The sequence below is a fragment of the Streptomyces davaonensis JCM 4913 genome (assembly GCF_000349325.1).
Classification (GTDB): Bacteria; Actinomycetota; Actinomycetes; order Streptomycetales; family Streptomycetaceae; genus Streptomyces; species Streptomyces davaonensis.
This window is the reverse complement of the sequence record NC_020504.1, coordinates 2,165,362-2,186,159: the sequence shown is the minus strand read 5'-3', so window position 1 is coordinate 2,186,159 and position 20,798 is coordinate 2,165,362. Positions and strand designations below refer to the sequence as shown.

The 20,798-nt window shown below is 72.5% G+C and carries 19 protein-coding genes; 14 read left to right on the top strand and 5 right to left on the bottom strand.

Going from position 1 to position 20,798, the window contains the following annotated elements:
* Positions 1-722: 722 nt before the first annotated feature.
* From BN159_RS09600 to BN159_RS09580, 5 genes are all read left to right on the top strand, one after another.
* Positions 723-2,534 carry a gamma-glutamyltransferase family protein gene (locus BN159_RS09600; RefSeq protein ID WP_015656751.1) on the top strand — a complete coding sequence of 604 codons (1,812 nt, stop codon included), beginning with the start codon at positions 723-725 and terminating at the stop codon, positions 2,532-2,534.
* Between the two features lie 99 nt (positions 2,535-2,633).
* Complete coding sequence (locus BN159_RS09595; protein WP_041821068.1) at positions 2,634-3,479, top strand: inositol monophosphatase family protein; 846 nt, start codon at positions 2,634-2,636, stop codon at positions 3,477-3,479.
* Positions 3,480-3,647: 168 nt separating this feature from the next.
* The gene (locus tag BN159_RS09590) at positions 3,648-5,057 is read left to right on the top strand and encodes a phytoene desaturase family protein (protein ID WP_015656749.1); all 1,410 of its coding nucleotides are present in this window, start codon (positions 3,648-3,650) and stop codon (positions 5,055-5,057) included.
* A gap of 7 nt (positions 5,058-5,064) precedes the next feature.
* Complete coding sequence (locus tag BN159_RS09585) at positions 5,065-5,574, top strand: O-acetyl-ADP-ribose deacetylase (protein ID WP_015656748.1); 510 nt, start codon at positions 5,065-5,067, stop codon at positions 5,572-5,574.
* A gap of 126 nt (positions 5,575-5,700) precedes the next feature.
* Positions 5,701-7,005: a hypothetical protein gene (locus tag BN159_RS09580; RefSeq protein ID WP_015656747.1), complete on the top strand. Its 1,305-nt coding sequence runs from the start codon at positions 5,701-5,703 to the stop codon at positions 7,003-7,005.
* A gap of 3 nt (positions 7,006-7,008) precedes the next feature.
* Here BN159_RS09580 and BN159_RS09575 read toward each other — a convergent pair whose 3' ends face one another.
* Positions 7,009-7,365: an ArsR/SmtB family transcription factor gene (locus BN159_RS09575; RefSeq protein ID WP_015656746.1), complete on the bottom strand. Its 357-nt coding sequence runs from the start codon at positions 7,363-7,365 to the stop codon at positions 7,009-7,011.
* Positions 7,366-7,421: 56 nt separating this feature from the next.
* Between BN159_RS09575 and BN159_RS09570 the strand changes: the two genes are divergently transcribed.
* From BN159_RS09570 to BN159_RS09560, 3 genes are read left to right on the top strand one after another with little or no spacing between them, the layout of a single operon-like run.
* Positions 7,422-9,341 carry a heavy metal translocating P-type ATPase gene (locus BN159_RS09570; protein ID WP_167549239.1) on the top strand — a complete coding sequence of 640 codons (1,920 nt, stop codon included), beginning with the start codon at positions 7,422-7,424 and terminating at the stop codon, positions 9,339-9,341.
* A gap of 49 nt (positions 9,342-9,390) precedes the next feature.
* Positions 9,391-10,866, top strand: coding sequence for an AlkA N-terminal domain-containing protein (locus tag BN159_RS09565; RefSeq protein WP_015656744.1), 1,476 nt, complete (start codon positions 9,391-9,393; stop codon positions 10,864-10,866).
* Positions 10,867-10,875: 9 nt separating this feature from the next.
* Complete coding sequence (locus tag BN159_RS09560; protein WP_015656743.1) at positions 10,876-11,358, top strand: methylated-DNA--[protein]-cysteine S-methyltransferase; 483 nt, start codon at positions 10,876-10,878, stop codon at positions 11,356-11,358.
* A 41-nt stretch (positions 11,359-11,399) separates the two neighbouring features.
* Here BN159_RS09560 and BN159_RS45675 read toward each other — a convergent pair whose 3' ends face one another.
* The gene (locus BN159_RS45675; protein ID WP_015656742.1) at positions 11,400-11,780 is read right to left on the bottom strand and encodes a VOC family protein; all 381 of its coding nucleotides are present in this window, start codon (positions 11,778-11,780) and stop codon (positions 11,400-11,402) included.
* Positions 11,781-11,942: 162 nt separating this feature from the next.
* Here BN159_RS45675 and BN159_RS09550 point away from each other — a divergent pair, with 162 nt between their 5' ends.
* The 4 genes from BN159_RS09550 to BN159_RS09535 all read left to right on the top strand — a co-directional run bounded on the left by BN159_RS09550 (position 11,943) and on the right by BN159_RS09535 (position 15,542).
* Positions 11,943-12,566, top strand: a complete 624-nt coding sequence (locus BN159_RS09550; protein WP_015656741.1) for a hypothetical protein — start codon at positions 11,943-11,945, stop codon at positions 12,564-12,566.
* 86 nt (positions 12,567-12,652) lie between these two features.
* Positions 12,653-12,898 carry a ferredoxin gene (locus BN159_RS09545; protein ID WP_231905597.1) on the top strand — a complete coding sequence of 82 codons (246 nt, stop codon included), beginning with the start codon at positions 12,653-12,655 and terminating at the stop codon, positions 12,896-12,898.
* The gene (locus BN159_RS09540) at positions 12,888-14,279 is read left to right on the top strand and encodes an NAD(P)/FAD-dependent oxidoreductase (protein WP_015656739.1); all 1,392 of its coding nucleotides are present in this window, start codon (positions 12,888-12,890) and stop codon (positions 14,277-14,279) included. Before BN159_RS09545 ends, BN159_RS09540 begins: the two co-directional genes overlap by 11 nt.
* Positions 14,280-14,303: 24 nt before the next feature.
* Positions 14,304-15,542, top strand: coding sequence for a cytochrome P450 (locus BN159_RS09535; RefSeq protein WP_015656738.1), 1,239 nt, complete (start codon positions 14,304-14,306; stop codon positions 15,540-15,542).
* Positions 15,543-15,561: 19 nt separating this feature from the next.
* Here the strand turns inward: BN159_RS09535 and BN159_RS09530 are convergent, their stop codons facing one another.
* From BN159_RS09530 to BN159_RS09520, 3 genes are all read right to left on the bottom strand, one after another.
* A complete protein-coding gene (locus BN159_RS09530) occupies positions 15,562-16,290 on the bottom strand; it encodes an SIR2 family NAD-dependent protein deacylase (protein WP_015656737.1) in 729 nt (242 codons plus the stop codon).
* A 76-nt stretch (positions 16,291-16,366) separates the two neighbouring features.
* Complete coding sequence (locus BN159_RS09525) at positions 16,367-16,858, bottom strand: NUDIX domain-containing protein (protein ID WP_015656736.1); 492 nt, start codon at positions 16,856-16,858, stop codon at positions 16,367-16,369.
* A 21-nt stretch (positions 16,859-16,879) separates the two neighbouring features.
* Positions 16,880-17,953, bottom strand: coding sequence for an ADP-ribosylglycohydrolase family protein (locus BN159_RS09520; RefSeq protein WP_015656735.1), 1,074 nt, complete (start codon positions 17,951-17,953; stop codon positions 16,880-16,882).
* A 203-nt stretch (positions 17,954-18,156) separates the two neighbouring features.
* Between BN159_RS09520 and BN159_RS09515 the strand changes: the two genes are divergently transcribed.
* Together BN159_RS09515 and BN159_RS09510 are read left to right on the top strand one after the other, a co-directional pair.
* Positions 18,157-19,275, top strand: coding sequence for a glycerate kinase (locus BN159_RS09515; RefSeq protein WP_193384324.1), 1,119 nt, complete (start codon positions 18,157-18,159; stop codon positions 19,273-19,275).
* Positions 19,276-19,535: 260 nt separating this feature from the next.
* Positions 19,536-20,795 carry an SLC13 family permease gene (locus BN159_RS09510; protein ID WP_015656733.1) on the top strand — a complete coding sequence of 420 codons (1,260 nt, stop codon included), beginning with the start codon at positions 19,536-19,538 and terminating at the stop codon, positions 20,793-20,795.
* Positions 20,796-20,798 lie beyond the last annotated feature (3 nt).

Below are 20,798 nucleotides of genomic sequence, written 5' to 3'. Positions count from 1 at the left end.
CCACCGCCGCAGGGATGCTCGCGACTGCTCAGATGGCCCGAACTCGCCGGTGGACGGCTTGAGTTCCCCTGGCGACAGCAGCCACGAGGAGGGCCGGCCCGGTCACCTGCCACCCCCCGGTCGTCCCCGCGATCGCGATGAGGGGCCCCACCGTCAGCGCGATGAAGAAGCTTCCTCGCACGGTGACAGCCAAGTCATCAGCCTGCGTGCAGCCTGGGAGCGAAAACGGAGACATGATAATTTCAGGCTTCGTCGCCGCCGGTCCCTCGGGACCGGCGAGACGATAGCGATTCAACGGCATCGAACTTCCTTTCGTGGAATGGTGCTGCGAGTCGTGAATCTGATGTGACCGGCAGGCCCTGGCTCGGATTGGACCCCCGCCAGGGCCTGCGGCTTCCCGGATTCAAACGCCGGTTCCCGGACACTACTTCGACCCCGGACTGTCGCGCCATCGCCACGGAAAGTTATGGCCAGAGACAGCCACAGCGAATCGACAAATCCCCGCTGTCGGCCGTAACTCCGCTGCATAACGCACCTATAAGAACCCGCTCCAGTTGCGAACGAGATCAATCGCCAAACGAACAACAGTGATCAGATGATCGGCGAATGCCACGGATCGTGGCGACCGGTCGCAGCCCCGATGACCGGTTCGGGCCGCTCAAACCCGGGAACCAGTTCGGATGTCGATCGCGACGTGCCAGTCAACTCCCGTGAGAGGCCCTATGTTCACCACCCGCCCCACGCTCCAGGGCATCTTCGGCATGGTGTCCTCCACCCACTGGCTGGCCTCCCAGTCGGCGATGGCCGTCCTGGAGGACGGCGGCAACGCCTACGACGCCGCCGTGGCCGGAGCGTTCGTGCTGCACGTCGTCGAGCCGCACCTCAACGGCCCCGCCGGCGAGGTCCCCATCCTGCTCGCCCCGGCGGGCGGCGAGGTACGGGTGCTGTGCGGACAGGGCGTCACCCCCGCCGGCGCGACCGTCGCCCACTACCGGGCGCTCGGCCTGGACCTCGTCCCCGGCACCGGACCCCTCGCCGCCGCCGTGCCCGGCGCCTTCGACGCCTGGCTGCTGCTCCTCCGCGACCACGGCACCAAATCCCTCGCCGACGTCCTCAAGTACGCCATCGGGTACGCCGAACACGGGCACGCGCCCGTGGCGAACGTCGGCGCCACCGTCGAGGCGGTACGGGAGCTGTTCACGACGGAGTGGACGACGTCGGCCGAGGTGTACCTGCCGGACGGACAGCCGCCGCGCCCCGGCCGCCTGTTCCGCAACCCCGCCCTCGCGGCCACCTGGAAACGCCTGCTCGCCGAAGTGGCCGGGGCCGGGGATCGCGAGGCCCGGATCGAGGCGGCCCGTCGAGTCTGGCGCACCGGGTTCATCGCCGAGGCGCTCGTCCGGCAGGCCGGGCGGCCCACCCTCGACACCAGCGGCGAGCGGCACACCGGCACCCTCACCGGCGACGACCTCGCCGGATGGTCCGCGACCTACGAGGCGCCGGTGACGTACGACTGGAGCGGCTGGACCCTGTGCAAGGCCGGGCCCTGGAGCCAGGGACCGGTGCTGCTCCAGCAGCTCGCCCTGCTCCCCGCCGAGCTGCCCGCTCACGGCTCCGCCGACTACGTCCACCTGCTGATCGAGGGCTGCAAGCTGGCCATGGCCGACCGGGAGGCGTGGTACGGGGACGCGGCCGAGGTGCCGCTCGGCGAGCTGCTCTCCGACGGGTACAACGCGGAGCGGCGGGCGCTCGTCGGCGACAAGGCGTCCTGTGAACTGCGGCCCGGCAGCCCCGGGGGCCGTACGCCCCGGGTGAGCGCGCACGCGCGCGTGGTGCTCGACGAGGAGGCCACCGCGCCGGGCGCCGGTGAGCCGACGGTCGCCCGGTACCCGGTGCGCGGCGAGCCGGACGTCACCCCCGACGGCGGCACCCGTGGCGACACCTGTCACCTCGATATCGTCGACCGCTGGGGCAACATGATCGCGGCCACGCCCAGCGGGGGCTGGCTCCAGTCCAACCCCGTCGTGCCCGAACTGGGCTTCCCGCTCGGCACCCGGCTCCAGATGACCTGGCTGGAGGAGGGCCTCCCGGCCTCGCTGACCCCCGGGCGCCGCCCGCGCACCACCCTCTCGCCCTCACTCGCCCTGCGCGACGGCGAACCCGTGCTGGCCTTCGGCACGCCCGGCGGCGACCAGCAGGACCAGTGGCAGCTGCACTTCTTCCTGGGCGTGGCACTGCGCGAGCAGGTGCGCGGCGGACCGGACCTCCAGGGCGCGATCGACGCCCCGAACTGGCACAACGACAGCTTCCCCAGCTCCTTCCACCCGCGCGGTATGCGACCGGGCAGCGTCACCGTGGAGTCCCGCACGGACCCCGAGGTGATCGAGGAGCTGATCGCGCGCGGGCACCGGGTGACCGTGGGCGACCCCTGGTCGGAGGGGCGGCTGTGCGTGGTGGCACGGGATCCGCGGACCGGGCTGCTGTCAGCGGGGGCGAACCCGCGGGGGATGCAGGGGTACGCGGTGGGGCGGTGAGATGAAACACTCGCCGCGAACCCGCGTATTCATGGCGATTCCACCCGGCGTACACCACCCCGGCGGGGATTGTCAGTGCTGCATGTTCTTATGGGGGACATGATCGTAGACACGGAAACCATCGACGAGTTTCTCGCTCGGCGCTCCTCCGACGTGGAGGAAGCAGTCCGCCAGGCCGCCGCTCTGGAAATCATGCCGCGCTGGCGCAGGCTCGCCGCGCACGAGGTCGACCAGAAGAGCGGCCCCCATGACCTGGTGACGGACGCGGACCGCAAGGCCGAGCAGTACCTCACCGCAGCGCTCGGCGCGCTGCTGCCCGGCTCCGTCGTGGTCGGCGAGGAGGCGGTGCACGCCGACCCCACGACCTACGGCGCGCTCCAGGGCGCCGCGCCGGTCTGGATCGTCGACCCCGTCGACGGCACCCGCCAGTTCGTGAACGGCGACCCCGGCTTCTGCACCCTGGTCGCCCTGGTCCAGCACGGCGAACTGCTCGCCTCCTGGACCTACGCCCCGGCCCGCGACCAACTGGCCACCGCGATACGCGGCAAGGGCGCCTACCTCGACGGCGAGCACCTGCACTCCGGCACACCGGACCCCGGCCGGGACCTCCGCGTGGCCACCTCCCACCCCGACTACACCACCGACGACCAGAAGCACGCCCTGCGCGGCCTGTGGACCGACGGCGTGTCCCCACGCCCCTGCGGCTCGGCGGGCCTGGAGTATCTCGCGATAGCCCGGGGCGAGTTGGACGCGGTCGGTTTCAGCTGGGAGGCAGCCTGGGACCACGCAGCGGGCCTGCTCCTGGTGGAGGAGGCGGGTGGAGCCCACCTGACCGTGAGCGGCGAACCATTCCGGGTAACCGGCGGAAATGCCCTGCCATTCACAGCGGCAAGGGACGAGGCGACGGCACGACGGCTGACGGAACTGCTGACGAACGCCGCCTGATCCCACCCGGGGCGGGGCTGTATCAATGTGCGGCTCCGCCGCGTGGGCGCGACAAGCCCCCACCCACCCGCACCCGCAATACAACCGCCCGGACCGAGCTATGAGGCGCACCCGGCATATCCTGACCCTGAGTGGCCATCGGCTGAAGGGGACCGAATCGTGCCGTCGATGCTCGATGCCGTCGTGGTGGGTGCGGGACCGAACGGCCTGACCGCAGCCGTGGAGCTGGCCCGCCGCGGCCACTCCGTCGCGCTGTTCGAGGCAAAGGACACCGTGGGCGGAGGCGCCCGGACCGAGGAGCTCACCCTCCCCGGCTTCCGCCACGACCCGTGCTCCGCGGCGCACCCCCTCGGTATCAACTCCCCCGCGTTCCGCGCCCTGCCGCTCCACGAGTACGGCCTGGAGTGGCTGCACGCCGACCTGCCGATGGCGCACCCGTTCCCCGACGGCACGGCCGCCGTGCTCTCCCGCTCGGTCGGGGAGACGGCCGCCTCCTTCGGCGCCCGGGACGCGGGGGCGTACCGCAGGCTGGTCGAGCCGTTCCTGCCCCGATGGGACGACCTGGCCCGGGACTTCATGTCCCTGCCGCTGACCGCCCTGCCCCGCGACCCGGTCACCCTCGCCCGCTTCGGCCTGGTCGGCCTGCCCCCGTCGACCTGGCTGACCCGCCGCTTCCAGGGCGAGCGCGCGAAGGCCCTGTTCGCCGGACTCGTGGCCCACGTCATGGCCCCGCTGAACGGCTTCGCCACCAGCGCCGTCGGCCTGGTCTTCGCCCTGGCCGCGCACGCCCGGGGCTGGCCGGTGGCCAAGGGCGGCTCCCAGTCGATCTCCGACGCGCTCGCCGCGTACCTCAAGGACCTCGGCGGCACGATCCACACCGACTACGAGGTCAAGCGCCTGGACGATCTGCCGCCCGCCCGGTCGTACATCTTCGACACCTCGCCCACCGCGCTGGCCCGGATCGCCGGCTTCGGCCGCTACTACGAGCGCTACCGGTACGGCGCCGGCGTCTTCAAGATCGACTACGCGCTGGACGGACCGGTCCCGTGGACCGCGGCGGAGGCCCGCCGTGCCGGGACGGTGCAGATCGGCGCCGACAGCGCGGAGATCGGCACCGCGCTGCGCGCCGCATCCAGGGAGGGCCGGGCGCCCGACCGGCCGTTCATGATCACCGTCCAGCCGAGTGTCGTCGACCCGAGCCGGGCCCCCGCCGGACAGCAGGTCTTCTGGGCGTACGCCCATGTGCCCAACGGCTGGACCGGCGACCTCACGGACACGATCGAACGCCAACTGGAGCGTTTCGCCCCGGGGTTCCGCGACCGTGTCCTCGCCCGTGCCGTCGCGGGCCCGCCCGAACTCGCCGCCCGTAACGCCAACTACGTCGGCGGCGACATCGGCTCCGGCGCGGCCTCCGGACTCCAGCTGATGCTGCGCCCCAAACTGTCGCTGTTCCCGTACAGCACCCCGCATCCGGCGGTCTTCATCTGTTCCTCGGCCACCCCGCCCGGACCCGGTGTGCACGGGATGTCGGGGCACAACGCGGCAAAGGCCGTCTGGAAAAGACTGAGGCAGAACTGAGGCAGTCATGACCACCATCACGCTCATCCAGGGCGACATCACCCGCCAGAGCGTCGACGCCATCGTGAACGCCGCCAACTCCTCCCTGCTCGGTGGGGGCGGAGTGGACGGCGCCATCCACCGCCGCGGCGGCCCCGAGATCCTGGCGGAGTGCCGCAAGCTGCGTGCCTCCCACTACGGCAAGGGCCTCCCCACGGGCCAAGCCATCGCCACGACGGCGGGGAAGCTGGACGCCCGCTGGGTGATCCACACCGTCGGCCCTGTCTTCAGCGACACCGAGGACCGCTCCGACCTCCTCGCCTCCTGCTACCGCGAATCCCTGCGCGTGGCCGACGAGTTGGGCGCCCGTACGGTGGCCTTCCCGGCCGTCTCCACCGGTGTCTACCGCTGGCCGATGGAGGACGCGGCCCGGATCGCGATGGAGACGGTGCGGGCCGCGAGCACCAGGGTCGAGGAGGTGACGTTCGTCCTCTTCGACGAGCGGGCCTACGAGGCGTTCGCCGCGCAGCTCTCCTGAAGGTTCGACGCGCTGCCGTTCGAAGCAGCCGCCGGACACCCTCCGTCACCCGGACGGCCCGCCGCGGTCGCCGCCCTCCCGCCCCCGGGGTCTGCTGACCCCAGGGGGTTCAGGAGGGAGAACGGCATGGCGGGCGACGCGGAAGCCCCGGACGGCTCTCAGGCCGAGCTGGAACGGCTGCGGGCGCGGATCGCCGCGCTGGAGGCGGAGAAGGAGACCCGGCCGAAACGGCACTGGGTCCGCTCGACACTCGCCGTCGTGCTCATCGTCCTCGGCTGCATCCTCGCCCCGCTGGGCGCGGTCGCCGCGTGGACAGCCGACCTGGCGGGCGACACCGACCGCTATGTCGACACGGTCGAGCCCCTCGCCAAGGACCGGGACATCCAGAACGCCGTCGCGAACCGGGTCACCGATGCCGTGATGGACCGCCTCGACGTGCCCGCGCTGATCTCCCAGACCCCGGTCGCGGACCGCCCGCTGGTGGAGAAGGCCCTCGGCAGACTGGGCCCCTCGCTCCAGAACGCGGTCCGCAGCTTCGTGCACGACAAGGCGCAGGCGGTCGTCGCCTCGGACGCCTTCGAGACCATCTGGACCGAGGCCAACCGCCGGGCCCACGACGCCGTCGTCAAGGCGCTGACCGGCGAGGGCGGCGGCGCCGTGAAGGTCGAGAACGACACGGTGACCCTGGACCTCGGTCCGGTCGTCGAACGGGTCAAGGACCGCCTGGTCGACGAGGGCATGACCGTGGCCGGGAAAATCCCCGAGATCCACACCAGCATCACGCTGGTCCAGTCGGAGGACATCGGCCGGGCCCGTACGGGGTTCCGGCTGCTCGAACTCGTCGGATTCTGGCTCCCCGTCATCTCGATCGTGCTGATCGCGGGCGGCGTCTTCCTCGCCACGCACCGCCGCAAGGCGCTGGTCGCCGGCGCGCTCGGCTTCGCCTTCGCCGTGGGCCTGCTCGGCATCGCTTTGACCATCTTCCGCACGGTGTACCTGGACGCCCTGCCCTCCGGCGTCTCCCAGCCCGCCGCCGAGTCGATCTACGACACGCTGGTCCGCTTCCTGCGCACGAGCGTACGAGTGGCGGTCGTCCTCGGTGTGGTCGTCGCTCTCGCCGCCTGGCTGACCGGACCAGGCCGCCGGGCCCGGTTCGTACGGCAGATGTGGCACTCGGGCATCGGCGCCGTCCGCTCGACGGCCGACCGGGCGGGGTTGCGCACCGGCCGGGTGGGCCACTACGTCCACCGGCACCGCGGCTGGATCTCCTGGCTGCTGGTCGCCGCGGCCGTCCTGGCGTTCGTCCTGTGGCCGTACCCGACCGGCGCGGTCGTCCTCGGCCTGGCCCTCGCGCTGCTCTTCGCGCTGGCGGTCGTCGACTTCGTGGCGGAGGACGAGTCCGCGGCGAAGGACGGAGCAGTGTCGACGTAGACCTCAGTCCGTCGTGTCGCTGATGCCCAGCCGCAGATGCTCCACGTGATAGACGGCCTGGTCGAGGAGTTCGGCGACATGGTGGTCGTGCAGTGCGTAGACCACCGACCGGCCGCGCCGCTCGCCGACCACCAGGCCCAGATTGCGCAGCAGCCGCAGCTGGTGCGAGCAGGCGGACTGCTCCATGCCCACCTCGGCGGCCAACTCGGTGGCCGGGAGCGGGCCTTCGCGCAGCCGCGCGAGGATCAGCAGCCGGGAAGGGGTGGACAGGGCCTGGAGGGTGGTCGCCACCTTCGCGACGTTGTCCGCGTCCAGGCGCACCCGCTCGTCGTCGGTGGTGGTGACGGCTCCATGACCCATGGGCGTATCCTACCCATCACACATGAACAGATGAATGAGTCTTCATGTGTTCCTGTATGGTGGCCCCCGTGTCCACCGCACTCGCCCCCGCCCCTGCCTCCGCGCCCGCCCCGGTGGCGCCCCGTCGCCGCACCCGGATCCTCGCCCTGCCCGAGGCCCGCTGGGCGCTCGCCGCGACCGTCGCCTTCCTGCTCGGTCTCGCCCTCGACCTGACCGGCGCTCCCGTCTGGGCCTACGGCCCGCTGTACGCCGTCGCCTACGTCACCGGCGGCTGGGAGCCCGCCCTCGAAGGGCTGCGGGCGCTGCGCGAGAAGTCCCTCGACGTCGATCTGCTGATGATCGTCGCGGCGCTCGGCGCGGCCGCGATCGGGCAGGTCCTGGACGGCGCCCTGCTGATCGTCATCTTCGCCACCTCCGGCGCCCTGGAGGCCCTGGCCACCGCCCGCACCGCCGACTCCGTGCGCGGATTGCTCGACCTCGCGCCCGCCACGGCCACCAGGGTCACCGACGCAGGGGGCGAGGAGACCGTACCGACCGCCGAACTCGCCCTCGGCGACGTACTGTTGATCCGCCCCGGCGAGCGCATCGGCGCCGACGGCCGGGTCCTGGACGGCACCAGTGAGGCGGACGAGGCGACCATCACCGGCGAGCCCTTGCCGGTCCTCAAGCGCCCCGGTGACGAGGTGTTCGCGGGCACCCTCAACGGCGCCGGAGCCCTGCGCGTCCGCGTCGAGCGCGACCCCGCCGACTCGGTGATCGCCCGCATCGTCACCCTGGTCGAGGAGGCGTCCCGCACCAAGGCGCCGACCCAGCTGTTCATCGAGCGGATCGAGCAACGCTACGCCGTCGGCATCGTGGTCGCGACCCTCGCGGTCTTCGGGGTGCCGCTCGCCTTCGGTGCCGAGTTGACGGACGCCCTGCTGCGGGCGATGACCTTCATGATCGTCGCCTCGCCGTGCGCGGTGGTCCTCGCGACGATGCCACCCTTGCTCTCCGCCATCGCCAACGCCGGCCGTCACGGCGTCCTGGTCAAGTCGGCCGTCGCCATGGAACGCCTCGGCGAGGTCGACCTCGCGGCCCTCGACAAGACCGGCACCCTCACCGAAGGCGCCCCCGAGGTCACCGGCGTACGGCCGCTGCCGGACTCCGGCCTCGACGAGGACGGTCTCCTGGCGCTGGCCGCGTCCGCCGAGCACCCCAGCGAACACCCGCTGGCCCGCGCGATCGTCACCGCCGCCCGCGCCCGCGGTCTGGGGCTCGCGCCCGCCGAGGACTTCACCGCCACTCCGGGGCGGGGCGTCACCGCCACCGTCGAGGGATGTGAGGTGAGCGTCGGCCGCGCGGACGCCGACAGTGACGCCACCGTCGTCGCGGTGACCCGGGACGGCAAGCCCGTCGGCACCCTCACCCTCATCGACCGCCTACGTCCCGACGCCCCCGTCACCGCGGCCGCCCTCACCGCCCTGACCGGCACCGCGCCCGTCCTGCTCACCGGCGACCACGCAGGCGCCGCGGCCCGGGTCGCCGGGGCCACCGGGCTCACCGACGTGCGCTCGGGACTGCTCCCCGAGGGCAAGGTCGACGCCGTGCGCGCCCTCCAGGACCGGGGCCGCAAGGTGCTGTTCGTCGGGGACGGCGTCAACGACGCGCCCGCCCTCGCCGCCGCCCACTCCGGGATCGCCATGGGACGCGCGGGTTCCGACCTGGCGCTGGAGACGGCGGACGCGGTGATCGTGCGCGACGAGCTGACGACCGTACCCGCGGTGGTACGGCTGTCCCGGGCCGCCCGCCGCCTGGTGGTGCAGAATCTGGTCATCGCGGGCGTCTTCATCACCGGTCTCGTCCTGTGGGACCTGATCGGACACCTCCCGCTGCCGCTCGGCGTCGCCGGGCACGAGGGCTCGACCGTGCTGGTCGGCCTCAACGGGCTGCGGCTGCTGCGTGAATCGGCATGGGCCCAGGACAGCCGAGGTTGATGTCGGATTCTCGCCAGCCTTCCCTCGCCGGGTAGTCGATGCTGGACGCATGCAGAAGGGGATGCACACCCAGACCGACGCCTGCGTACGGGCCGTCCAGGCCAAGGACGCGCGCTTCGACGGCTGGTTCTACACGGCCGTCCTGACCACCGGGATCTACTGCCGGCCGAGCTGCCCGGTGGTCGCGCCCAAGCCGCAGAACATGGTGTTCCACCCGAGCGCGGCCGCCTGTCAGCAGGCCGGGTTCCGGGCCTGCAAGCGGTGTCGCCCGGACGCCAGCCCCGGCTCGCCGGAGTGGAACCAGCGGGCCGACCTCGTCGCCCGCGCCATGCGGCTGATCGCCGACGGGGTGGTGGACCGCGAAGGCGTGCCCGGCCTCGCGGCCCGGCTCGGCTACAGCACCCGGCAGGTCGAGCGCCAGCTCCTCGCCGAGCTGGGCGCGGGCCCGCTCGCCCTGGCCCGCGCCCAACGCGCCCAGACCGCACGCCTGTTGATCGAGACGACCCCGCTGCCGATGGCGGAGATCGCCTTCGCCGCCGGGTTCTCCTCCATCCGCACCTTCAACGACACCGTGCGCGAGGTCTTCGCCCTCGCCCCGAGCGAACTGCGGGCCCGCGCACCCCGCCCGGGCCGGACGCCCGGGGCCCTCGCCCTGCGCCTGCCGTTCCGCGCCCCACTCAACCCCGACAACCTCTTCGGCCACCTGGCCGCGACCGCCGTCCCCGGCGTCGAGGAGTGGCGGGACGGCGCCTACCGCCGCACCCTGCGCCTTCCCTACGGCCACGGCATCGTGTCCCTGACCCCCAAGCCCGACCACATCGCCTGCCGCCTCACCCTCAGCGACCTGCGCGATCTGACCGTGGCGATCAGCCGGTGCCGCCGCATGCTCGACCTGGACGCCGACCCGGTCGCCGTCGACGAGCAGCTCAGCGCGGACCCGCTCCTCGCACCCCTGGTCGCCAAGGCCCCCGGCAGGCGCGTTCCGCGCACGGTCGACGAGGCGGAGTTCGCCGTACGGGCCGTGCTCGGCCAGCAGGTCTCCACCGCCGCCGCCCGCACCCACGCGGCGCGCCTGGTCACCGCCCACGGCGAACCGGTCGACGACTCCGAGGGCGGCCTCACCCACCTGTTCCCGGCGCCCGAGGAGCTCGCGTCGCTCGACCCGGAGTCACTGGCGATGCCGCGCACCCGCCGCACGACGTTCACCACGCTGGTCGGCCAACTCGCGGACGGAAGCCTCCATCTGGGCGTGGAGAGCGACTGGGCGGACGCCCGCGCCCGGCTCCTCGCCCTGCCCGGCTTCGGCCCGTGGACCGTCGACGTCATCGCGATGCGAGCCCTCGGCGACCCCGACGCCTTCCTCCCCACCGACCTCGGAATCCGGCGCGCGGCAGGGGAGTTGGGCCTGCCCTCCACCCCCGCCGCCCTCACCGCCCGCGCCGAGGCCTGGCGGCCCTGGCGGGCGTACGCCGTCCAGTACCTGTGGGCGACCGACAGCCACCCGATCAACTTCCTCCCGGTATAAGGACGTTCCATGCGGCAGCACACCGTGATCGACAGCCCCTATGGCCCGCTGACCCTCGTCGCCGACGACGGCGTCCTGTGCGGCCTCTACATGACCGAACAGCGCCACCGCCCGCCGGAGGAGTCCTTCGGCCCCCGCGACGACACCCGATTCGCGGCCGCGGAGGAACAACTGGACGCCTATTTCGCGGGCGAGTTGAAGGACTTCACCCTCGAACTCAGCCTGAAGGGCACCCCGTTCCAGCGCATCGTCTGGGACCAGCTCCGCAAGATCCCCTACGGCGAGACCCGCACCTACGGCGACCTGGCCGACGCCCTCGGCAACCCCGGAGCCTCCCGCGCGGTCGGCCTCGCCAACGGCAAGAACCCGGTCGGCATCATCGTCCCCTGCCACCGCGTCGTAGGAGCGAGCGGCAGCCTCACCGGCTACGGCGGCGGCCTGGACCGCAAGAAGCGACTGCTGGACTTCGAGAGCGGCACGGCGCTGTTCTGAGCCCTGGCTTTCCGGGCCCTGGGTTCACGGGCCCCGCTTTCTCAGGCGCCGGGTTCGCCGGCTCGCTCCGCCGCCCCGCGCTCCACACAGAACTCGTTGCCCTCCGGATCGGCGAGGACCGCCCAGCCCTTGCCGTCCGGGGCGCGGCGGTCGCCGACCAGGGTGGCGCCGAGGGTGAGGACCCGCTCGACCTCCTCGTCCCGGGTGCGGTCCTGCGGCTGAAGGTCCAGATGCACCCGGTTCTTCACGGTCTTGGGCTCCGGGACGGTGACGAACAGCAGCCCCGCCCCCTCGATCAGCACGTCCTCGTCGCCGGGCTCGTTGTCCTCGTGCACGGGCAGCCCGAGCACCTGGGACCAGAAGGAGGCGAGCCGGTACGCGTCGACGGAATCGATCGTCACATGGCGAATGGCTGAGGTCATGATCGCATTCTGGCCCGATCGCCGAGCCCGCGCAGGTGTTTTCGACGGCGCGGCAGTGACCCCTGTGGCGTACGCAGTGATCTCTCCCGAGTGACCCCGGTGGCGCGGCCCCGCGATCGCTGATGTCTGTACGTAGGAGGGGCAGGCAGAAAGCGGGTGACCATGGAGCGCGGACACGAGCGCCTCGCGACGCCCTGGGCCGCCGGGGTGGCCGGGGTGGTCTTCGCGATCCTGATGGCCGCGGCGATCGTCCTGGTCCGCCTCGCGCTGCCCGACGGCGACGGGGACGCCGTGACCGTCGACGCCGGGCAACGCGGTGCCGTACGGGTGGCGCTGACGCTGCTCCCGTTCGCCGGTATCGCCTTCCTGTGGTTCATGGGCGCCTTGCGCGAGCAGGCCGGCGAGAGAGAGGACCGGTTCGTGGCCACCGTGTTCCTGGGCAGCGGCCTGATCTTCGTCGCCACCCTGTTCGGCGCGGCCGCGGCGGCCGGGACCGTGCTCGACGAGAGCCGGCAGCAGGGCTCGCCGTTCGGCCGCGACTTCGCCTACGCCCTGTTGACCACGTACGCCATGCGGATGGCGGCGGTGTTCATCATCACGACCTCGACCATCGGTCGCCGGCTCGGCGTCCTCCCGCGCCCGCTCGTCGTCCTCGGCTATCTGGCGGGCCTGACGCTGCTCGTGGTGGGAGCGGACGTGCCCTGGTCCGAACTGGTCCTTCCGGTCTGGGCGCTGCTCCTCAGCCTGCACATCCTCCGGGGCCGGCGTCCCACCCCCCGGACCTGACCGGGCCACTCACCCGATCGGTCCGCTCCTCGTCGTCACATCGCGCCCGGCCACCGAGAGTGGTCGCAGGGGGTGACCGGGACCCAGTGGAGAGGACCGAAACCGTGGTACGGCTTGCCGTCGATCTGAACCGCTGTCAGGGGTATGCGCAGTGCGCGTTCCTCGCCCCCGAGATCTTCGCCATGCACGGCGAGGAGGCGCTGCTGTACAACCCCGAGGCCGAGGAGGCACAGCGCGAGAAGCTGGCCCAGGCCGTCGCGGCGTGCCCGGTCCAGGCCATCCTGGTCGACGCCGTGGACGCACCGGCCGAGGCGGTGCCCGGTGCCCGGTGACGGATCCCTGGAGCGACTCGGACGCGAGGGCCGCGTTGTCGTCGTCGGCGCCTCGCTGGCCGGCCTGCGGGCCGCCGAGACCCTGCGGGCCAAGGGCTTCACCGGCACCCTGACCATGATCGGTGACGAGCCCCACGAACCGTACGACCGGCCCCCGCTGTCCAAGCAGGTGCTGCTGGGCCGGGCGAGCGCCGAGCGCACCGCACTGCCCAGGCTCCGGTCCGTCGACGCGACCTGGCGGCTCGGCGTCGCGGCCACCGGACTGGACATGGCCGCCCGCCGGGTACGGCTGGCCGACGGCGACGAGGTGCCGTACGACCGGCTGCTGATCGCCACCGGAGTGCGGGCACGACCGTGGCCGCGCGAGGCCGAGGCGGAACTCGACGGTGTCTTCTGCCTGCGGACCCGCGACGACAGCGTGGCGCTCGCCCGGCGGCTCGACGCGGGGCCCGGACGGGTCCTCGTCATCGGGGCCGGGTTCACGGGCTCCGAGATCGCCTCCGCCTGCCGCGAACGCGGCCTCCCGGTCACCGTCGCCGAGCGGGGCGCGGCCCCCCTGGTCGGCGCACTCGGTGGCGTGGTCGGGGCGGTCGCCGCCCAGCTGCACCGCGAGCACGGAGTCGACCTGCGGTGCGGGGTCATGGTGACTGCTCTGGAGGGCGATGCCTCAGGCAGGGTGCGCGTCGCGCACCTGTCCGACGGCTCCACCGTGGAGTGCGACGTGGTGGTCGTCTCGCTCGGTGCCACCCGCAACACCGAATGGCTCGCCGGGTCCGGACTCGGCGCCGGCCCCCGCGGCATCGCCTGCGACGCCGGTTGCCGCGCCTTCGACATCCGCGGCATCGTCACGGACGACATCTACGCGGCCGGCGACGTCGCCCGCTGCCCGCACCCGCTGTTCGGCTACCAGTTCCTGTCCCTGGAGCACTGGGGCAACGCCGTCACCCAGGCCGCGGTCGCGGCGCACAACATGCTCAGCGAGAGCACCGACCGCGTGCCCCACATGGAGGTGCCGTCCTTCTGGTCCTCGCAGTTCGGCGTCAACATCAAGTCGGTCGGGGTGCCTTCCCTGGGCACGGAGATCCTCATCGCGCAGGGCTCGCTCAAGGACCACCGCTTCACCGGCGTCTACGGCTATCAGGGACGGGTCGTCGGCGCCGTGGCGTTCGACCACGCGCGGTGGCTGCCGTTCTACCAGGAACTGATCGAGACCACGGCGCCCTTCCCGCTGCCGTTCGCCACGGTCGACCGGCACCCGGACGGACAGCGCCCGATCGACGCGGACTTCCCCGACCCGTCGGTTCCCACCCACGGCCCCACCGTGACCCTCAGCGGCTACTCGCCGGCCGAACGCCGGATGACGTTCACCCCCGCGCACTGACCCGCACGGCCTCGAGGACCTGTCATGACGCAATCCCTGCTGCACCGGATCCTGGACCACGCCAACCGGGCCGATCCGTACCCGATCTACGAAGAGCTGCGCAGGACCCCGGTCCATCACGAGCCCGACGGGCCGTACGTGATCAGCACCTACTACGAGATCCGCAGCCTGCTGCACGATCCCCGGATCAGCTCCGACGCCCGCAACCTGGCCTCGCACACCGCGGACCCGCTGGCCGAGCCGGGCTCGGCGGAGGGCGGCGCCCTGCCACCGGGCTTCCTGAAGCTCGACCCGCCGGAACACGACCGGCTGCGCCGCATGACGAACCGGCCGTTCGGCCCGCCCCACTCCCCGCACCGCGTCGACGGGATGCGCCCCGAGCTCCACGACATCGTGACCGGTCTCATCGACGGCATCGTTGACCCGGGCCGCTTCGACCTGGTGGAGCAGTTCTCCTACCCCTTCCCGGTGACGGTGATCTGCCGGCTGCTCGGCGTGCCGCGCGAGGACGAGCCGCGCTTCCACGTCTGGGCGGACACCCTCGCCGCCAGCTTGGACCCCGACCCGGACGCGGATCCCGCCGAGCGGGGCAAGGGCGCCCACGACGCCCGGATGGAACTGGGCATGTACCTGGCCGGACTGATCGAGGAGCGGCGCAAGCACCCCGGCGAGGACATGCTGTCCCAACTGGCGACGGCCAAGGGCGGGGACGGGGCGATGTCGACGATGGAACTGCTCAGCACCGCGGCCCTGCTGCTGATCGCGGGACACGAGACCACCGTCAACCTCATCACCAACGGCATGCTGACCCTGCTGCGCAATCCCGACGTCCTGCGGCGACTGCGCGAGGATCCCCGGCTCGCCGTGCCCATCGTCGAGGAACTGCTGCGCTTCGAGCCGCCGGTGCAACTGGTCCCGCAGCGCACCACCCTCGCCGACATCGAGGTCCGCGGCGTCACCATCCCCAAGGGCGCCCCCATCTGGCTGGTCCTGGCGTCGGGCAACCGTGACCCGCGGCGCTTCGAGGACCCCGACCGCTTCGACCCGGACCGCCCCGACATCCAGCACCTCGGCCTGGGCAGCGGCATCCACAGCTGCTTCGGCGCACCGCTCGCCCGACTGGAGACCCAGTTCGCCCTGGCGGAGCTGGCCCGGAGGATGGAGAACCCGCGTCTCGTCCAGGACCCGCCCCCGTACCGGCAGAACGCCGTGCTGCGCGGCCCGCGGCAGCTGCACATCACCTGCGACGGGATCCGCGCCTAGGCCGGACCCAGCCCGACCGCTACGCCGCGCCGAGCCCGCGCAGCAGCTTCGGCAGTGCGGTGCCGATCGGCTCCCGGATCACCTCATCGGCGCGTTCGTCGTACGGCGTCGGCTCGGCGTTGACGATGACGAGCCGTGCGCCGTGGTCGGCGGCGACACCGGCGAGGCCCGCCGCGGGCTGCACCTGGAGGCTGCTGCCGACCGCGATGAACACCTGGCAGGCCTTGGTGATCGCGACCGCCTCGCCCAGCACCACCGGGTCGAGCCGCTGGCCGAACATGACGGTGGCCGACTTCAGGATCCCGCCGCACTCCAGACACGGCGGGTCCTCCTCCCCGGCCTCGACGCGGGCGAGGGCGTCCTCCATCGAGCCGCGCGCATGGCACTTCGTGCACACCACGCTGCGGGCGCTGCCGTGCAGTTCGAGCACCTTGCGGGCGGGCAGCCCAGCGAGCTGGTGCAGCCCGTCCACGTTCTGGGTGATCACCCTGACCGGCACCCCGGACCGCTCCAGCTCGGCGACCGCGAGATGCGCGGCGTTCGGCTCGGCCTTCAACGTGCGGTTCTTGCGCCGCATCTGCCAGGAGCGCCGGCGGATCTCCGGATCGCCCATGTAGTACTCGTACGTCACGAGCTTCTCGGCGTCCGGATCCCGCCGCCACAGGCCGTTCGGGCCGCGGTAGTCGGGGATCCCGGAGTCCGTGCTGATACCGGCGCCGCTGAGCAGGGCGACGAGGGGCTTGGTCATGTCACCGAGGGTAGGCAAGGGGCCCGGGGAGTAGCGAACGGATATTCGGGTGGCGGGTCCGGAGGGCCGAGCCCCGTCAGTCGGCCCGGTGGCCGTTCTCCAGCTCCGCCGTGCCACCGCCGTCGGCCAGGACGTCCAGTGCGACCAGGACCCGGCGGCCCAGGGCGCCCGGCAGGTAGTCGGTCAGTTCCGCGGGCTCCACCAGCCGCCAGGACAGCAGCTCCTCCTGCTGGAGCCGGATCGCCTTGAACTCGTCCTCGCCGAGGACCCCGCCGTCGTACAAGTAGGCGACCAGGGGCGGTCGGCCCGGGCCGTGCACCCAGTCCACCGCGAGCAACGGGCCCAGTGCGACGTCGAGTCCGATCTCCTCGGCCGTCTCGCGCCGCGCGCCCTGGCGCGGGGTCTCGCCGTCGTCGGATTCCACCGTGCCGCCCGGAAGCGCCCAGCCCTCACGGTAGTTGGGCTCGACGAGCAGCACCCGCCCCGTCGCGTCCCGGAACAGGGCGGCGGCACCGGCGAGGACGCGGGGGAGACCCGCGATGTACGTGGCGAAGTCCTGAGTGGTCATCCTCGAAGGGTAACCACCGCGTCACTCGCTCCCGACCAGTCGCAGGGTCCGGTCCGCCAGCTCGCTGATCCGCACCCCGTCGAACCCGAACACCGCGCTGCGCACGGTGTCCTCCAGCGGGTCCTGCCACTGCGCGGGGATCGCCTCCGCCCCGGTGAGCACCCCGGCCACCGAACCGGCCGTCGCCCCGTTGGAGTCGGTGTCCAGGCCGCCGCGGACGGTGAGGGTGATGGTGCGGGTGAAGTCGCCGTCGCCGTACAGGAGCCCGGCGGTGAGGACGGCGGCGTTCGGGACGGTGTGGATCCAGCCGAGGCCCGCGGTCTCCTCGGACACCGTGGTGAGCGTGTCCTCCCAGGAGAGCCGGGTGTCGTGCAGGGAGATCACCCGGCGCACGGTGCGGGCGAGGCGGCTGGACGCCGGGATCACGGTGAGTGCCTCGGTCAGCGCCTGCCGGACGGTGGGCGCGGTGAACGCCGCCGACACCAGCGCCGCCGCCCACATCGCCCCGTACACGCCGTTCCCGGTGTGCGACAGCACGGCGTCCCGGCGGGCCAGGGACGCGGCCCGGTGGGGGAGGCCGGGGCGGGTCCAGCCGAAGATGTCGGCCCTGATCAGGGCGCCGATCCACTCCTGGTGCGGGTTGTCGTAGGTCGCCGTCAGCGGGGGTTTCAGCCCGTTGGCGAGGTTGCGGTAGGCGGCCCGCTCGGCGGTGAAGGTCTGGAGGTACGGCAGCCGCAGCAGCCACAGATCGCCGACCTGCTCGGTGCTGAAGTCGAAGCCGTGGGTCTCCAACAGGTCCAGGCCGAGGATGGCGTAGTCGACATCGTCGTCCCGGCAGCTGCCGTGGATCCGGCCGCGGACGCACTGGCGCCACTCGGGGCGCAGCTCGAAGCCCTCGTCGTCGCCCGGGGGCGGCTCGGGCAGATAGTCGGTGAGCGGCAGGGCGGCGGCCCGCCGCAGATAGCGGTCGATGCGGTCCCGCGTCCACAGATCGCCCTGCTCGACCGGTTTCCCCAGCATGTTCCCGGCGATCCGGCCCAGCCAGCCCCCGAGGACGCGGTCGGCAAGCTCGTGCTCGGTGCCCACAGGGGTCATAGCACCGGTGTACCCGATTCCGCCCGGACCGGACAGCGGGGGTGTGGGGCGGGTCCGGGGCGGCGGGGCTTCGCGTGCGGCCTCGTCCAGGGAGCGGGCGGGGCATGACGGCGGGGGTGTCCTGCGGTTATGGTCGCAGCGGCGCGACTGGCCTTGACGTGCGCGAGGCCCGGAGAGCAAGGGGAACACAGGTGACACAGCGCGTGCTCATCGCCGCGGACAAGTTCAAGGGGTCGCTGACGGCCGTGCAGGTCGCCGAGCGGGTCATGGCCGGACTGCGTCAGGTCGTGCCGGACGTCGAGGTCGAGGCGCTGCCGGTGGCCGACGGCGGCGACGGCACCGTGGCCGCGGCGGTCGCGGCCGGTTTCGAGCGGCGTGAGGTACGGGTCGCCGGGCCCCTCGGGGACGAGGTGACGGCGGCGTTCGCGCTGCGCGGCGACACGGCGGTCGTGGAGATGGCGGAGGCCAGCGGCCTCCAGCGGCTCCCGGCGGGCGTTTTCGCGCCCCTCACGGCGTCCACGTACGGCTCCGGGGAACTGCTGCGGGCCGCGCTGGACGCGGGTGCCCGGACGATCGTGTTCGGCGTCGGCGGCAGCGCCACGACCGACGGCGGTGCCGGAATGCTGTCGGCGCTCGGCGCGCGGTTCCTGGACGCCGACGGGGAGCCGGTGGCGCCCGGCGGTGGCGGGCTCGCGGCGCTGGACTCCGCGGACCTCTCCGGCCTGGACGCGCGCCTGGACGCCGTAGAGCTGGTGCTGGCCAGCGATGTCGACAACCCCCTGACCGGGCCCACGGGCGCCCCGGCGGTCTACGGGCCGCAGAAGGGCGCCTCGCCGGACGACGTGGCCACGCTGGACGCGGCCCTCGCGCACTTCGCCAAGGTGCTGGAGAAGTCCGTCGGCTCCCAGGCCGCCGAGCACGCCGCCTCGCCGGGCGCGGGCGCGGCGGGTGGCATCGGCTACGGCGCCCTGCTCATCGGCGCCCGCTTCCGCCCCGGTATCGAGGTCATGCTGGACGTCCTCGGCTTCGCGCCCGCTCTGGAGCGCGCGGACCTGGTCATCACCGGCGAGGGCTCCCTGGACGAGCAGACCCTGCACGGCAAGGCCCCGGCGGGCGTGGCGGCCGCGGCACGGGCGGCGGACAAGGAGGTCGTCGCGGTCTGCGGCCGCCTGGCCCTGCCTCCGGAGGCACTGGGCCGGGCCGGGATCCGGCGGGTGTATCCGCTGACCGAGATCGAACCGGACGTCGCGAAGTGCATCGCGGACGCCGGGCCCCTCCTGGAGCGCTCGGCGGCCCGTATCGCGGCGGACTTCCTGCGCTGAGGCAGGCTCTTCTCCGGCCGTCGCCTGACGCTCGTACAGCTGCCGCGAACGGGCATGCCGCAGTCCGTGGCAGCTGTCACATTTCCGCAGGTCGCCGCACGCGGAAGTCCTCTCAAACCTTGGAGTGCCAGGCAGTTCTGACAGACTGCCGGGGTGCATCCGACGCCCGATCAAGCCGCATCCGCGGTAGAACGAAACGACTGTCCGAAGTGTGAGGCACCCGCGCTCCGCGAGGAGCTGGAGGTGCCGGTGACAGAGCGGTGAGTACTGCGCTGGCGGAGGCGATCTCCGTCGTTCTCCTTGTGGTCGTGCTGGCGTGCGCGGTGATGCGCCCGTTCGGCTGGCCGGAGGCAGTCGTCGCGGTCCCGGCCGCCGGGGTCGTCATCGCCACCGGGGCGATTTCACTGGACCACGCGGCTGACGAGGCTGCCCAGCTGGGGCCGGTGATCGGGTTCCTGGCGGCCGTGCTGGTCCTGGCCCAGTTGTGCGACGACGAGGGGCTGTTCCACGCGTGCGGCGCATGGATGGCCCGCACGGCGGCGGGACGGCCACGCCGCTTGCTGGTGCAGGTGTTCACCCTCGCCTCGTTGATCACCGCGGTGCTCAGCCTGGATGCCACCATCGTGTTGCTGACCCCGGTGGTGTTCGCCACCGCCGCCCGGCTGGGAGCCCGGTCCCGGCCGCACGTGTACGCCTGCACCCACCTGTCGAACACGGCATCGCTGCTGCTGCCGGTGTCGAACCTGACCAACCTGCTGGCGTTCGCGGCCAGCGGGTTGAGCTTCACCCGGTTCGCCGCCCTGATGGCGCTGCCCTGGCTGGTGGCCATCGCCGCTGAGTACGTCGTCTTCCGCCGGTTCTTCGCCACCGATCTGGACGCCGGCGCCACGGCCCCGGCCATCGCCCAGCCACGCGAGGTGCCCGTGTTCGCACTGGCCACGGTGGCGTGCACCCTGGTCGGTTTCGTGGTCACCTCCGCGCTCGGCATCGACCCCGCCTGGGCGGCAGCGGCGGGTGCCGCCGTGCTCGCGGTCCGCGCGCTGGCCCAGCGCCGCACCACTCCCACCGCCATCCTGCGCGCGAGCGCGGTGCCGTTCCTCGCCTTCGTCCTGGCCCTGGGCATCGTGGTCCGCGCCGTCGTCGACAACGGCCTCGATACGGCTCTGGGCCGGCTGATCCCCGACGGGACGGGCCTTGTCGCGCTGCTGGGCATCGCCGTGCTGGCCGCCGTGCTGGCCAACGTGATCAACAATCTGCCTGCGGTGCTGGTGCTGCTGCCGCTGACCGCCCCGTCCGGGCCCGGCGCCGTCCTCGCGGTGCTGCTCGGGGTGAACATCGGGCCGAACCTCACCTACGCAGGGTCGCTGGCCACCCTGTTGTGGCGGCGCATCGTGCACGCCCACGACGCCGAGGTGGAGCTGAAGGAGTTCACCCGGCTCGGCCTGTATGCCGTACCCGCGAGCCTGGGCGCCGCGGTGCTGGCACTGTGGGTCTCACTGACCGCGATCGGAGGAGGCTGAGCC

Bases quoted from the DNA above. Each gene is read 5' to 3' on its own strand.
- BN159_RS09600 (WP_015656751.1), top strand. From the start codon at position 723: ATGTTCACCACCCGCCCCACGCTCCAGGGCATCTTCGGCATGGTGTCC.
- BN159_RS09595 (WP_041821068.1), top strand. From the start codon at position 2,634: ATGATCGTAGACACGGAAACCATCGACGAGTTTCTCGCTCGGCGCTCC.
- BN159_RS09590 (WP_015656749.1), top strand. From the start codon at position 3,648: ATGCTCGATGCCGTCGTGGTGGGTGCGGGACCGAACGGCCTGACCGCA.
- BN159_RS09585 (WP_015656748.1), top strand. From the start codon at position 5,065: ATGACCACCATCACGCTCATCCAGGGCGACATCACCCGCCAGAGCGTC.
- BN159_RS09580 (WP_015656747.1), top strand. From the start codon at position 5,701: ATGGCGGGCGACGCGGAAGCCCCGGACGGCTCTCAGGCCGAGCTGGAA.
- BN159_RS09575 (WP_015656746.1), bottom strand. From the start codon at position 7,365: ATGGGTCATGGAGCCGTCACCACCACCGACGACGAGCGGGTGCGCCTG.
- BN159_RS09570 (WP_167549239.1), top strand. From the start codon at position 7,422: ATGGTGGCCCCCGTGTCCACCGCACTCGCCCCCGCCCCTGCCTCCGCG.
- BN159_RS09565 (WP_015656744.1), top strand. From the start codon at position 9,391: ATGCAGAAGGGGATGCACACCCAGACCGACGCCTGCGTACGGGCCGTC.
- BN159_RS09560 (WP_015656743.1), top strand. From the start codon at position 10,876: ATGCGGCAGCACACCGTGATCGACAGCCCCTATGGCCCGCTGACCCTC.
- BN159_RS45675 (WP_015656742.1), bottom strand. From the start codon at position 11,780: ATGACCTCAGCCATTCGCCATGTGACGATCGATTCCGTCGACGCGTAC.
- BN159_RS09550 (WP_015656741.1), top strand. From the start codon at position 11,943: ATGGAGCGCGGACACGAGCGCCTCGCGACGCCCTGGGCCGCCGGGGTG.
- BN159_RS09535 (WP_015656738.1), top strand. From the start codon at position 14,304: ATGACGCAATCCCTGCTGCACCGGATCCTGGACCACGCCAACCGGGCC.
- BN159_RS09530 (WP_015656737.1), bottom strand. From the start codon at position 16,290: ATGACCAAGCCCCTCGTCGCCCTGCTCAGCGGCGCCGGTATCAGCACG.
- BN159_RS09525 (WP_015656736.1), bottom strand. From the start codon at position 16,858: ATGACCACTCAGGACTTCGCCACGTACATCGCGGGTCTCCCCCGCGTC.
- BN159_RS09520 (WP_015656735.1), bottom strand. From the start codon at position 17,953: ATGACCCCTGTGGGCACCGAGCACGAGCTTGCCGACCGCGTCCTCGGG.